This is a genomic window from Acinetobacter sp. YH01022 (assembly GCF_013420235.1).
Lineage (GTDB): Bacteria > Pseudomonadota > Gammaproteobacteria > Pseudomonadales > Moraxellaceae > Acinetobacter.
The window spans coordinates 18,436-32,911 of the sequence record NZ_VOYP01000010.1 but is presented as its reverse complement, the minus strand read 5'-3'; the positions used below and the strand labels follow the sequence as shown (position 1 = coordinate 32,911).

10 protein-coding genes and 1 pseudogene are annotated in these 14,476 nt (G+C 44.3%); 10 read left to right on the top strand and 1 reads right to left on the bottom strand.

The genetic code is table 11. The annotated features are described in order from the left end of the window. Window positions 1–44: 44 nt before the first annotated feature. From FTT87_RS05160 to FTT87_RS05115, 10 genes and pseudogenes are all read left to right on the top strand, one after another. A pseudogene (locus FTT87_RS05160) lies at window positions 45–1,015 on the top strand (sulfate ABC transporter substrate-binding protein). Between the two features lie 239 nt (window positions 1,016–1,254). Then, on the top strand, window positions 1,255–2,274 hold the full coding sequence (locus FTT87_RS05155) for a sulfate ABC transporter substrate-binding protein (protein WP_180174528.1): 1,020 nt from the start codon (window positions 1,255–1,257) through the stop codon (window positions 2,272–2,274). 311 nt (window positions 2,275–2,585) lie between these two features. Continuing rightward, the gene (gene rsmH / locus FTT87_RS05150; RefSeq protein WP_180174527.1) at window positions 2,586–3,509 is read left to right on the top strand and encodes a 16S rRNA (cytosine(1402)-N(4))-methyltransferase RsmH; all 924 of its coding nucleotides are present in this window, start codon (window positions 2,586–2,588) and stop codon (window positions 3,507–3,509) included. Beyond that, window positions 3,509–3,841, top strand: a complete 333-nt coding sequence (gene ftsL, locus FTT87_RS05145; RefSeq protein ID WP_180174526.1) for a cell division protein FtsL — start codon at window positions 3,509–3,511, stop codon at window positions 3,839–3,841. The genes rsmH and ftsL overlap by 1 nt, the downstream gene beginning before the upstream one ends. 14 nt (window positions 3,842–3,855) lie before the next feature. Then, on the top strand, window positions 3,856–5,682 hold the full coding sequence (gene ftsI / locus FTT87_RS05140) for a penicillin-binding protein PBP3 (RefSeq protein WP_180174525.1): 1,827 nt from the start codon (window positions 3,856–3,858) through the stop codon (window positions 5,680–5,682). A gap of 10 nt (window positions 5,683–5,692) precedes the next feature. Continuing rightward, window positions 5,693–7,189, top strand: coding sequence for a UDP-N-acetylmuramoyl-L-alanyl-D-glutamate--2,6-diaminopimelate ligase (locus FTT87_RS05135; RefSeq protein ID WP_180174524.1), 1,497 nt, complete (start codon window positions 5,693–5,695; stop codon window positions 7,187–7,189). A gap of 9 nt (window positions 7,190–7,198) precedes the next feature. After that, window positions 7,199–8,608 (top strand): UDP-N-acetylmuramoyl-tripeptide--D-alanyl-D-alanine ligase, encoded by a 1,410-nt coding sequence (murF, locus tag FTT87_RS05130; RefSeq protein WP_180174523.1) that lies wholly within the window; start codon window positions 7,199–7,201, stop codon window positions 8,606–8,608. Continuing rightward, window positions 8,609–9,727, top strand: a complete 1,119-nt coding sequence (gene mraY / locus FTT87_RS05125) for a phospho-N-acetylmuramoyl-pentapeptide-transferase (RefSeq protein WP_086197212.1) — start codon at window positions 8,609–8,611, stop codon at window positions 9,725–9,727. It abuts the gene before it with no gap. 81 nt (window positions 9,728–9,808) lie between these two features. Further along, complete coding sequence (locus FTT87_RS05120) at window positions 9,809–10,612, top strand: putative RNA methyltransferase (RefSeq protein WP_180081802.1); 804 nt, start codon at window positions 9,809–9,811, stop codon at window positions 10,610–10,612. A 154-nt stretch (window positions 10,613–10,766) separates the two neighbouring features. Next, window positions 10,767–11,828 (top strand): RNA-guided endonuclease TnpB family protein, encoded by a 1,062-nt coding sequence (locus tag FTT87_RS05115; protein WP_180174522.1) that lies wholly within the window; start codon window positions 10,767–10,769, stop codon window positions 11,826–11,828. A gap of 13 nt (window positions 11,829–11,841) precedes the next feature. On the opposite strand, the gene ponA is transcribed toward FTT87_RS05115, so the two are convergent. After that, window positions 11,842–14,370 (bottom strand): penicillin-binding protein PBP1a, encoded by a 2,529-nt coding sequence (gene ponA, locus FTT87_RS05110; RefSeq protein WP_180174521.1) that lies wholly within the window; start codon window positions 14,368–14,370, stop codon window positions 11,842–11,844. Window positions 14,371–14,476 lie beyond the last annotated feature (106 nt).

Genomic DNA, 14,476 nt, shown 5'->3' with positions numbered 1-14,476 from the left:
TAGTGTCCTCATTGTTAAATAAAAGTTAAATAAGAGTGTTACACATGAAAAAAATAATCGCCTCTACTCTTTTGGTATTGCTGGGGGGAATAGGGACACAGAGTTTTGCAGCGAAAGATTTCCTGAATGTGTCTTATGATCCGACCCGTGAGTTTTATCAGGAATATAATCAGGCTTTTGGTGCGTATTGGAAACAACGTACCGGACAGGACATTAATTTCAAGCAATCTCATGGCGGTTCAGGTAAACAGGCACGTTCCGTGATTGATGGTTTGCAGGCTGATGTCGTGACTCTGGCTTTAGCCAACGATATTGATGAAATTGTAAAGGCAGGCCTGATCCATAAAAACTGGCAAAAGCAGTTTCCGAACAATTCTGCACCGTATACCTCGACTATGGTTTTTCTGGTTCGCAAGGGTAATCCCAAAAATATTAAAGACTGGAACGATTTAACCAAGCCGGGTGTAGAAATTATTACGCCAAATCCAAAAACCGGCGGTGCACCACGCTGGATTTACCTGTCTGCCTGGGGTTATGCGTTAAAACAGCCGGGTGGAAATAATGTTAAAGCACGGGAACTGGTGAAAAAACTGTATGGCAATGTCAAAGTGCTGGATTCTGGCGCACGTGGCTCTTTAACCACTTTTGCAGAACGTGGTATTGGTGATGTGCTATTGTCTTGGGAAAATGAGGCCCTGCTGGCGACTCAAGGCTTAGGTAAAGACAAGTATCAGATTGTTTATCCGTCCATTTCAATTCTGGCTGAGCCATCGGTGGCGATAGTCGATAAAAATGTCGATAAGGATGGCAACCGTAATTTGGCTAAAGGTTATCTCAACTATTTATATTCGCCAAAAGGTCAGGAACTGGCCGCACAGAATTTCTTCCGTCCGCGCAATTTCCCAAAATCAAACTATTTACCATTGGTGATGTGTTTGGTGGATGGGCCAAGGCACAGAAAACCCATTTTGTGAATGGTGCTATTTTTGATCAAATTTATAGTGAAAAGAATTAAGCCAGATTTTCGATAAAAAAGTCAAAACGGATAAATTATTATCCGTTTTTTTCATATCCAATCCATAAAAATCTATATATCTTAAATAAGTATAATGTTATCGTCATTTTTCTATCTAAAACAGTAGATTAAGTAGAAAAACCTTTTATCTTAATCGGTTACGCCTAAGTTTGATGAATTGCGGATTATGACTTTATTTCATATAGTTAGCATTAATGAAGATAATTGATCTGTATGTCATGAAAACTCAATTTAAAGCCTTATTCAGTGCAGCATTGCTTGCTACCGGCATGGCTTTTACTGCAACTTCTGCTCAGGCGGCAGAACGTGAATTTTTAAATGTATCTTATGATGCAACGCGTGAATTTTATGAAGAATTCAACAAGTCTTTTGGTACTTACTGGAAAGAACGTACCGGCCGTACTGTCAATTTTAAACAGTCGCATGGTGGTTCAGGTAAACAGGCACGTTCCGTAGTGGATGGCCTAAAAGGCGATGTGGTGACTCTGGCTCTGGCCAATGATATTGAAGAAATCGTCAAGTCCGGCCAGATTCAACCGGGTTGGCAAAAAGAGTTCCCGCATAACTCTGCGCCTTATACTTCCACCATCGTATTTATGGTGCGTAAAGGTAATCCAAAGCATATTAAAGACTGGTCTGACTTAACCAAACCAGGCGTACAGATTATTACTCCGAACCCGAAAACAGGCGGTTTACCACGCTGGGTATATTTGTCGGCTTGGGGGTATGCGCTGAAACAACCGGGTGGTAATGAGGCCAAAGCCAAAGACTTCGTCGGTAAAATGTACCACAACGTTAAAGTGATGGACTCGGCTGCACGTGCTTCAATGACGACTTTCGCGGAACGTGGTATTGGCGATGTGTTATTGACCTGGGAGAATGAAGCCCTGGTGACGCAAAAAACTTTGGGCAAAAACAAGTTTGAAATTGTCTATCCATCCATGTCTATCCTGACCGAGCCGTCGGTTGCTATCGTGGATAAAAATGTAGAGAAAGATGGCAACAAGTGGTTAGCCAAAGGTTATATCAATTACTTGTACTCACCATTGGGTCAGGAAATGGCAGCAAAATATTACTACCGTCCGCGTAATCCTGAGGTGTTGGCTAAATATTCTGCGCAATTCCCTAAACTAAAAACCTTTACCATTGATGAGGTATTTGGTGGTTGGGCTAAAGCACAACAGACCCATTTTGTGAATGGTGCGATTTTTGACCAGATTTATAATAGCAAACGTTAATTCTGCGTGATCTAAAAAGCCAATCCTTTGTGATTGGCTTTTTTATTTTGAATGAAGCATAAATTTAAAAAAGATGAGTAATAGTTCTCTATTTTTATTGGTTCAGCAAAGTTTGGCAGATTTTAACAAACAATAAAGAGAAGAATCGGGTTTTTTAACTAATATGCATTTACAACAAAATTTGCTTCAATATCCCCAAAAACGGTTTTCTCTATGAAAAGTAATATTTCCCTACAAAAAGTCGTTTGGAGCTTTGTTAAAACAAGGTAATAATGTGCAGTTACATTTTTCCTAGTATTGATTGAACCCTTATGTCGCATATTTCTGTATTACTTCACGAAACTGTTGATGCCTTGTTGGCAGATCGCAATACAGGAATTTATGTCGATGGGACTTTCGGTCGCGGCGGTCATACCCGTTTATTGCTGTCTAAGTTAGATGAAAATGCACGTGTTTATGCTTTTGATAAAGATCCGCAAGCTTTGCAAACGGCGGCACTATTGGAACAGGAAGATTCACGTTTCAAGATTATTCATGCCAGCTTTGCCGATTTAAAGCAGGAGCTGGAAGCATTGGGTATCGACCAGGTGGATGGGGTGATGGCAGATTTAGGGGTGTCATCTCCACAACTCGATCAGGCGGAACGTGGCTTTAGTTTTATGAAAGATGGTCCACTGGATATGCGTATGGATAATTCACAAGGTCCAACGGCGGCCGAGTGGCTGGTGGATATTGAAGAAAAAGCCCTGGCGAATATCATTTTCCAGTATGGTGAAGAACGTTATAGTCGCCGTATTGCCAAAGCCATTAAAGCTGCCGGTTATATTGAAACCACGGCTCAACTGGCAGAGATCGTAAAGGTTGCTCACCCGAAATGGGAAAAAAATAAACATGCGGCAACCCGAACTTTTCAGGCCATCCGTATTGCCATTAATAAAGAATTAGATGATATTGAAGCATTCTTGCCACAGGCTGTGGAAGTTTTAAAACCCGAGGGACGTTTGGCGGTGATCAGTTTCCATTCACTGGAAGACCGTTTAATTAAACAATTTATTCAAAAAGAATCGACTTTAGCGGAAGATACCAGTTGGGGATTACCACAAAAGCGGGAAGATACCCGTCGTTTAAAGAAAATTTCCCGAGTCCGTGCCAGTGAAGAAGAGGTGAAGGCCAACCCTCGTTCTCGTAGTGCATGGCTTAGAGTTGCAGAGCGCTTAGCTTCAAAAGGCGAATAATGAAAACTGAAGTTGTTGAAAAGAAAACTGACAAAAAACCGATGAAAAAATTCATCAGTTATATCATTTTGCTGATGTTGGTCTTTGTCAGTGCAATCATGGTGGTATTTCAAGTGTTTGAATATCGTCATGACTACCGCGAACTCAGTTCTTTTATGCGGGAAAGGGATGATCTGAATGCAGAGTGGGGTCGTTTGCTGATTGAACAACAAACTTTTGGTGCGACGGCACAGATTGGCACGCGTGCAGTAACGCAATTGCGCATGTATTCGCCTCCTGCAGCACAGACGGTTGTAATTGCTTTACCAATGACTTCAGAAGATAAAAAATAGGGCTAGCTGTAATTATGGTGGACAAAAGAACAACACAGGCAACACGCAAAAAGCAGCAGCCAATTAGTGAGAAAAATGCCCTCAGTGTAGACATGTGGCGTTTTTATTTGATGTGGAGCGTGGTTTTACTCTGCTTTTTAGCTCTGGTGAGTCGTGCATTTTATGTGCAGGTGATCAATAAGGACTTTTTACAAAACAAGGCCAATGCCAATATTTTAAGAACTGAAAAAATCAAGGCGATGCGTGGCGTCATCTATGACCGTCATGGTGTACCTCTGGCTATCAGTACGCCAGTGATGAAGGTGGTGATTGATCCGCGTGACTATTTTGAAACCAAAAAACAGTTTGACGAGATTACTGCTGAACTGGCCAAAGATCCCAATAATCGCAAACTGAAACGCCAGTTACCCGATAAAAACCTCAATTTGGATGAGCTTGCTGATGCAGTGGGCATCGACCGTGCCGAGCTGAAAAAGAAAATGAACGACAAACCTCGTTCACGTTATCTGGTGCTGCAAAAAGAAATTCCGCCCCAGCAGGCGGAACTGATTGCCAAGCGTGAGTTCCAGGGGGTTTATACTGAGAAAAACTATAAACGTTACTATCCGCAGCCGCAGCCCAATGCGCAGATTATTGGTTTAACCAATAGTGAAGGCGTGGGGATTGAAGGCCTGGAGATGCAGCTGAATAAGACTTTATCTGGTCATGATGGCGAACAGCAGATTGTGCGTGATAAAAAAGGCAACCGTTTTAAAGATCCTGAAATTATCAAGGAAGTCGAAGCTGGGGAAAATATCACCTTAAGTATCGATTCACGGCTGCAATATATTATGTACCGTGAGTTGACTGCTGCCGGTGTGGCCAATAATGCCCGCTCTGCAACCGCGATTGCGGTAGATGTCAAAACTGGTGAAATTCTGGCCATGACCAGCTGGCCTTCATATAATCCCAACGATAAAAAGAGTCTGGCCAATAAAGATGCCATGCGTAACCGCGGTGCAGTCGACTCGTTTGAGCCGGGTTCTACCATGAAACCGCTGACCGTAGCGATGGCGCTGGAAAGTGGCAAATATACCGCGAACTCTGTCGTCAATACTTCGCCGGGCAGTATGCGTATTGGTAACCATACCATCCGTGATACGCATAACTATGGCGCACTGACCCTAGGCGGCATCATCCAGAAATCTTCCAACGTGGGTGTGGCAAAAATTGCCTTGTCACTGCCTTATGCAACCTTACCGACTTTCTATAAACGCGTAGGTTTGGGGCAGCGTTCTGCGGTGAAATTCCCGGGTGAAAGTGCGGGTCTGATTTTGCCGCCAAGCAAATGGAATGTCTCTGAAGTAGGTACCATGGCCTACGGGTATGGTCTGAATGCGACCGTGCTGCAAATTGCCGATGCTTATGCCATGATTGCCAATAAAGGGGTCAAAGTCCCTTTAAGCTTATATAAATTAGAACAGCCACCGAAAGGCGAACAGATTATTGATGCAAAAATTGCTGAACAGGTTTTGCTGATGATGGAAGCTGTGACCTTGCCGGGTGGTACAGCACAACAGGCGAATATTCCAGGTTATCGTGTGGCGGGTAAGACCGGTACTGCGCATAAATTACGTGCAGACCGTAAAGGTTATTCAGATAGTGAGTACCGTGCGCTGTTTGCCGGTATGGCGCCGGTCAGTGATCCGCGTTTGGCGATGGTCATTGTGGTGGAAAACCCGAAAGGGCAATATTATGGCGGTCTGGTGGCCGCGCCAGTGTTTGCACGTGTGATGCAGGAATCCTTACGTTTGATGAACGTGCCTTTAGATAAACCTTTAGATACTCCCAAAATCCAGTAACAGGTGATAAATGTCGATTACATTTCAAGATATCTACCATACTGAGAAAACCGCTGGATGGATGAGCAAGCCATTCACTGGCTTTAGTTTAGATAGTCGTAAAGTTGACGCAGGGCAAATTTTTATTGCCCTGACTAGTTTTTCTCAGCCTGAAAAAACCTTGCAGTTTGCCCAATCGGCTTTGGCAAGGGGGGCTCTGGCTGTGGTCAGCGAAACAGAGTTAGGTCTGGAAAATAGTATAGTGGTAGCGAATGTCCGTCATTTGATGGGACAGTGGCAAAAACAGTATTTACAAGCGACCAAAGCTGTAAATGCCGCGCGCATTATTGCAGTGACAGGAACCAACGGTAAAACCACCATCTCGCGTTTAATTGCTGAACTGCTGATGTTGCAAGGCAAGAAATGCGCCGTGATGGGAACCACCGGTAACGGTATTTTACCGAATCTGGAAGCCTCTACGCATACTACGCTGGATGCTTTGCAGCTGCAAAATGCCTTACATGAATATGCGCAGGCCGGTGCTGAATTTGCAGCGATTGAAGCCAGCTCGCATGGTCTGGAACAGGGGCGTTTAAATGGCTGTGATATCGAAATTGCGGCATATAGTAACTTGAGTCGCGATCATCTGGATTATCACGGAACGCTTGAAGCTTATGCTGAAGCCAAGTCGCGATTATTTAAATTTTCCAGCTTGAAAGTAGCCATTATCAACATGGATGATGAACATGCACAGGTCATGATTGATGCTGCCCAATCAAATCCGACCCAACCGAAAATCCTTACTTACTCGACCACTAAGACAGCTGACTATCGGGTTGAAAATATTCAATATAGTTTAAACGGTGCGTACTTTAAACTGATCACTGCGGATGGTGAATTTGAAGTCAACAGCCCATTGCTGGGCCATTTTAACGTAGAAAATCTTGTGGCGAGTCTGATTGCTGCACAGCAGGCTGGCTTTAAGCTAAGCGATTTGATTGCAGTTGCAGCACAACTGAAAGGTGCGCCGGGTCGTATGCAGGTCATTCGTGATGGCGAGCGCCTGTTCGTAGTGGATTATGCCCATACGCCGGATGCCCTGATTCAGGTACTGACCACCTTAAAACGCCATGTAGTGAAAAATTTATGGGCAGTCTTTGGCTGTGGTGGCGACCGTGACCGTGGCAAGCGTCCATTGATGACTCAAGCTGCCTTAGATCATGCCGATGTTGCGCTGATTACTTCAGACAATCCACGTAGTGAAAATCCTGAACAGATTTTTGCCGACATGAAAGCCGGAATTGATTTTTCAGCACATCGCGTGCATGAAATTCATGACCGCCGTGAAGCGATTAAATTTGCAGTGAAACAGGCTCAGGCGGGTGATATTGTAATTATTGCCGGTAAGGGGCATGAAAACTATCAGGAAATTGATGGCGTACGTCATTGGTTCGATGATGTGGTTGAAGTGCAGGCGGCCATTGATGCACAGCATTACTCACCAGATTCAGCTTATCCTGTGCAATAGGGAACCATCATGCATACATCAACTACCAGTACAGTACCTTTAGAACCGTGGACAGCCGTACAGCTTGCTGAAGCCACCCAGAGTTACTGGTTGAATGAGAAAGTGCCTCAAGGCGCAATCAAACGGATTTTGACCGATTCACGCTTTGCGGAAAAAGGCGATGCTTTTCTTGCCTTGCAAGGCGAACGTTTTGATGCGCATGATTTTGTTGCCCAAGTGGCGGCTAAGGGCTGTGAAATCGCAATTGTTAGCCATCCGGTGGATGCTGATATCTGTCAGCTTGTGGTTGCCGATACCCGTGTGGCATTGGGATATCTAGGGGCTTATCGCCGTGCACAAAATTCACAATTGAAAGTGATTGCCCTAACTGGCAGTAGTGGTAAAACCACCACCAAGGAAATGCTCGGCAGTATCTTGTCACGTCTGGCACCGACCTTAATTACCCGCGGCAATCTGAATAACGATTTGGGCGTACCGATGATGCTGCTTGAGCTACGTGCTGAACACCAGTATGCCGTGATGGAATTGGGTGCCAGCCATCAAGGTGAAATTGATTACACCTCAAATCTGGTGCAACCGCATGTCGCCGGGATTATCAATATTGGTACTGCACATTTAGGTGAGTTTGGCGGACGCGATGGTATCTGTCGGGCAAAATCGGAAATTTATCGTCATATTGATAAAGCAGGCACCTCAATTGTTCCTGCGGCAGATGATTTTGCTGACCCGATTCGTCAGGCAGTACAGACTGAAAAAGTCTTGAGTTTCGGGCAAGGTGGTGATGTATATGCAACAGACATCGAGTTGCAAGCACAATCTTCCCGCTTTACGCTAAATACCCCGCAAGGTGTGCGTCAGATCAATCTGCCATTTGCCGGTGAACACAACGTGCAGAATGCTACTGCCGCTGCTGCTTTTGCCTTGGCGATTGGTGTTACGCTGGATGATATTGTGACCGGTTTGGAGCAGGCGAAAAGCGCGAAAGGTCGTTTGAACTTTATTCATACCGCAAAACATCTGTTTATTGATGATACGTACAATGCCAATCCGACATCGATGCGTGCTGCAGCCGAAGTGCTGGCGCAGCAGGAAGGCGTCAAAGTAATGGTGATTGGTGATATTGGTGAATTAGGTGCAAGTGCTGCACAGCAACACTATATGCTGGGGCGTGACCTGGTTTCGGTACCGGGAGTTCACTTCGTGGTCGCTGTGGGTGAATTTGCTCCGGCTACCCAGGAAGGGGCACGCAGTACTCAGTATGGCAAAAAACTGCAGGCCTTCCTGACCCAGGCACAAGCCCTTCCTTTCTTACTTAGTTTAATTGAAACACATCAACCTCAATCCATGAGTTTCCTGTTTAAAGGTTCTCGCTATACCCACATGGAAACATTGATGGCTGATTTGATGGAGAAACTCTAAATGCTGTTATGGCTATTTGAACATTTGGCGGGCTTTGACAGCACGTTTCAGGTGGTTCGTTATTTAACTTTACGTGCTTTGCTCAGTGTCTTAACCGCATTGACCATTGGACTGGTTTTGGGTCCGGTGATGATCCGTAAGCTCCAAGCTTTAAAATACGGGCAGGCGGTAAGTTCTTTTGCTCCTGAAAATCATGCCAAAAAAATGGGAACCCCAACCATGGGCGGGATTCTGGTCCTGCTATCGATTGGTATTTCAACCCTGTTATGGGCAGATTTATCTAACCCTTATGTCTGGATTGTACTGGGCGTGATGGTGATTTTTGGTGCTGTCGGCTGGGCAGATGACTGGATCAAGGTACGTTATAAAGACAATGCCGGTCTGCCTGCACGAAAAAAATTCTTCTGGACTTCAGTGGCTTCTTTGGGTGCCGGTATTGCCTTGTATGTGATTGCGACCCAGCAGGCCAATCCTGTGCATACCAGCAACATGCTGGATCTGTTGATTCCTTTCTTTAAAAATCTGACCATTCCATTATCTGTTATTCCTTTAGGGATTGGTTTCATTATCTTTACCTATCTGGTAATTAACGGTGCATCCAATGCGGTGAACCTGACTGATGGTCTGGATGGTCTGGCGATTATGCCGATTGTTCTGGTTGCTGCCGGTTTGGGGGTATTTGCCTATCTGGCCGGAGATGTCCGCTTTGCCAATTATTTGCATATCCCTTATGTAAAATATTCTTCTGAACTGGTGGTGATCTGTGCAGCCATGATTGGTGCCGGTTTGGCCTTTCTTTGGTATAACGCACATCCTGCACAAGTATTTATGGGTGATGTCGGAGCTTTATCCTTAGGTGCAATGCTGGGTACGATTGCAGTCATGGTTCGTCAGGAAATCGTGTTTGCGATTATGGGTGGGGTCTTTGTCGTAGAAGCCATTTCGGTGTTCCTGCAAATTGGTTCACTGCGTATGCGTAACAAACGTGTCTTCCTGATGGCACCACTACATCATCATTATGAGAAAAAAGGCTGGCGTGAAACCCAGGTGGTGATTCGTTTCTGGATTATTACGATTATGCTGGTAGTTTTAGGCTTAATGACCTTAAAATTGCGTTAAGCAAATATTCGAAAAAAGCTGGCATTTGCTCCCACATCTGCCGGCTTTTTTATCGCCTGATTTCAGGCATTGGAGAAAAATATGAATCTGCTGATGTGTCCTGTCTGTCATGAAGTATTGAAACTGACTGGAAAAACATGGCACTGTGTGAATAATCACAGTTATGATGTGGCCAAACAGAGCTATGTGAACCTGCATGTAGTGCAACATAAGCACAGTAAGAATCCGGGCGACACACCTGAATCGGTACAGGCGCGTCGTGCATTTTTAAGTGCCGGTTTTTATGCGCCTTTACAGCAGGCAGTGGTTGAAAAAATTCGTGAATTACGCATTGAAAACCTGCTGGATATTGGTTGTGGTGAAGGTTATTACACCAGTGCTATGCAGGCGGAAGTACTGCAATGTGTCGGTGTGGATATCGCTAAAAATGCTGTTCAGGTGGCTGCAAAGCTCAATAAAAATGTGACTTGGGTGGTGGGAACAGGAGCTACTGTGCCAGTACTGGATGCTTCAATTGATTTATGTACCAGTTTATTCAGTCCGATTCCGAAACCGGAAATATTAAGGGTACTGAAACCGCATGCCTATTTGATGGTGGTGACCCCGGCGAAAGAGCATTTATATGCCATGCGTGAGGCACTTTTTGCAGAAGTGAATCCGCATGAACCGCATAAATTTGTCACTCAGCTGCAAGATGCTTTTGAGCTGGTGGAGGAAAGTGTGGTCGACGCGCCCCTTACCTTGTCACAAGCGGATTTAAAGCATCTGATTGCGATGACGCCTTATGCCTATAAAGCCAAGCCAGAGCGACGTCAGGTGTTAGAGCAGAAAGATCAGTTTGAGTTAAAGGCCCAATTTCAGATTTATTTATTTAAAAAGAAATAAGCCGCATAAAAAAACTCCCTCAAATGAGGGAGTTTTTTTATGCATTGGAGTGTAAAATCTCGGGGTGGTCCGAGTATATAAGCGACACGACATGAAGTGTCGTTCAAGTCTGTTTGATGGTTTTTTAAGACCATCAAAATATTAATATAAGCACATGAAGACACTTAAATTGCGTATCAAGGACAAACATTGCGAGGTGCTAGATCAATTGGCATCCGAAGTGAATTTTGTCTGGAATTATGTGAATGATTTAAGTTTCAAGCACCTTAAAAGAAAAGGTGAATTTCTAACTGCTTACGATATTGCCAAGTACACTAAAGGCACATCAAAAGAATGTGGGCTTCATAGCCAAACTATTCAGGCTATTACTGAAGAATTGGTCACACGAAGGAAACAGTTTAAAAAAACAAAACTGAAATGGCGTGTGAGTAACAAGAAATCAGCAAGAAGATCGCTTGGATGGATACCCTTCAAGAAAGTTGCCATCAAGTATGCTGATGGCTATGTACAATACGGCAAGCATCAGTTCAAGGTGTGGGATAGTTACGGTTTAAGCCAATACAGCATTAAGACAGGTTCATTCATTGAGGATAGCCGTGGGCGTTGGTATGTATGTCTAGTGGTGAATTCACCTAAGCAAGTCAAGCCGACAGCAACCAAAGCAATTGGCATTGATCTTGGTTTAAAGGCTATCGCAACGTGTTCCGATGGTACGATAATTTCGAATCCTAAATTCTATCGTCAATATGAGCATAAATTAGGAATTGCTCAACGAGCAAAGAATAAAAAACGTGTACGTGCGTTACACGCCAAGATTGCAAATAGTCGTAAAGATCATTTGCACAAAGCAAGCACTATGCTTGTAAGGGAAAATGCACTGATTGTTGTAGGTAATCTAAGTGCGAATAAACTTGTAAAAACTAAGATGGCAAAGTTTGTTTTAGATACAGGATTTTCAGCACTTAAAATAATGCTCAAGTATAAATGCGAGAACGCAGGGGTATTGTTTGAAGAAGTTAACGAAGCCTATACCACCCAAATTTGTTCGAGTTGTGGTGAAATATCTCACAGCAGCCCGAAAGGTAGAGCAGATTTGCGAATAAGAGAATGGGATTGTATGGTGTGCGGTACACACCACGATCGGGATTTAAATTCCGCCCTAAACATTCTTGCGCTTGGGCATAAGCGTCCAGCAGTAGGAATCCCCTTACTTTAGCTAGGGGAAGATGTCAATGAAATACATCAATCAGATTATCCAGCGCATCCGGTTTGCTGTTTTGTTTTTGCATATCTGGAGGATTTGCATTATTTGGAACCAGGATTTCTTCTCCGGGCAAGTCGTCAAAGTCGCTTTCCGGTGCCCGCACTGGGGCAGCAGGTGCCGGACGGTACAATGGACGAGCCAAAGGTGGAGAGGAGCGATCTGTCTGGACGGGTTCACCTATAGTAATCGTCTGGTTACGATTGGCTGGTGCTTTGGCATTTTTGTCAAAATGTACCCAGGCTGCTGGTGTACCTTTTAAGGCCTTGCCCATAAAGTTGGTCCAGATTGGCAAGGCCGCAACACCACCGTATTCACGACGGCCTAGTGTAGTTGGTTGGTCAAAACCAACCCATGCTACAGTCACCAGTTTGCCATTAAACCCTGCAAACCAGGCATCTTTGGCGTCATTGGTGGTTCCTGTTTTACCGCCAATATCATCACGGCCAATTCTGAGTGCGGCACGTCCGGTACCATGCTGAATCACATCACGCAGAATATTGGCCATGTCATATGCCGAGCTTGATTTCAAGATACGCTGTGCCTGACGGTACTGGCTCTTTGTTTCATCCAGCTCAAGTTGGGCGAGCTGTTTTTCTTCTGGCAGCGTCTGATTGGTGATATTAATCACTTCATCATCAGGGGTCACGGGTTCTGCAGATGCAGTTTCTTCATCATTTTGATTGATGCAGGAAATACACGCATATTCCGGATTGCTTTGATAAATCACTTTGCCATAGGCATCTTCAATACGGTCAATAAAATGTGGCTGAATGCGGTAACCGCCATTGGCGAAAGTGGCATAGCCTGTAGCCATTTGAATAGGAAGAACTTGTGGTGTACCTAAGGCAATCGTGTAATTTCGCGGAATCTGATTTTCATGTAAACCAAAATCCATCAGTAATTGTCGGGTACGCTCGATGCCCACCGTTTGCAGCAGGCGAACCGATACCGTATTTCGCGATAAATACAGGGCACGACGTAATGGAATCATGCCAAGATAACGACCATCGGAATTTTTTGGTGACCATTTGCCAATAGTGATCGGACTGTCATTGACCATGCTATAGGGGGTCATACCACGTTCAAGTGCCAATGCATAAACAAAGGGTTTAATGGTCGAACCTGGTTGACGCCAGCCCTGTAAGGCACGGTTGAATTTAGACTGATAAAAATTGTATCCACCAACAATTGCTTCAATTGCGCCATTGTTCGGGTTTAATGCAATCAGCTGGCCTTGTGCTTTAGGAATCTGTACCAGTGCCCAAGAGGTTTTATTGTCATTCGGACGTAAGCGGATAATATCGTTTATTTTTACGATTTGTGCAGCTGTACGCGGAGCAGGACCAATGCTATTGGCATTTCGATAGGGAGCAGCCCAAGACATGCCTGACCAGGGCACAGTCACTGTAGAGCCATCTTGCATCAAAGCTTCAAAAGCATTTTTCTCGACTTTAACCACCTTGGCAGGATAGGTATTTGCATAAGGGATGAAATCGCTCAGTGGTTTGTCATGTGCCTCGGCACCTCTCCAGCCGTGTCGGCGGTCATAGGCTTCGAGACCTTCCTGTACAGACTGTTCTGCGAAGGCCTGACGCTGGCTATTGATCGTGGTATAAACTTTATAGCCAGAATCAATTGCTTGTTCACCAAACTTTTCCACCAATTCTGAACGGACCATTTCACCGACATAGGGATATTTGTTATTGATGCCGCGGTCTGGCATATCGAGGTTAACCGGTTCAGCAATGGCCTGTTTATACTGAGTTTGATTGATATAACCCAACTGCAGCATACGACCCAGAATCCAGTTGCGGCGTTCCAAGGCGCGGGTAGGATTGACGACAGGATTGTATTTTGAGGGTGCTTTGGGTAGGCCGGCAATCATGGCCATTTGAGCAATACTGAGCTGATCCAGATTTTTGTTGTAGTAAATTTTTGCAGCCGCAGCAATCCCGTAGGCATTTTTACCCAAGAAGATTTTATTTACGTATAAGGTAAGAATTTCTTCTTTGGTCAGGTTCTGTTCAATTTTGCGTGCCAGAAAAATTTCAGTCAGTTTGCGTTTTAATGTACGTTCAGGGGTTAAATAATAGTTTTTTGCCACTTGCATGGTAATGGTGGAACCACCAGTTTGCACATTGGAACCGGTGATGGTTTCACTCACCGCACGACCTAAACCTTTAAAACTGATGCCGCTATGTTCAAAAAACGATGAATCTTCTGCAGCAAGAAAAGCAGAGATAAAAGGTTTGGGAATCTGTTTGTATTCCACCGGGACAGATAACTTTCCGCCATACTCGGCAATCAGCTCATTATCTGCACTATATACTTGTAAAGGTTTTAATAATGGCGCCTTTTTTAAGGTGGTCATTTTAGGCAGGGATGGGGCAATATAGAGATACATACCATAAAATCCCATCGGAATTGAGACCAAGACTATAATTATGATCAAAAAAAATGGATGAACATGGCCCGAACAAGATAGCTTTTTCATAACAAGTAAGTTTTAATAAGAGCTAATGGCAAACTAATTGGCGGTCAGTATAGCCTTTACACATACAGATTGTTAGATGAGTTATTGTATCTGTATAAAATTATAG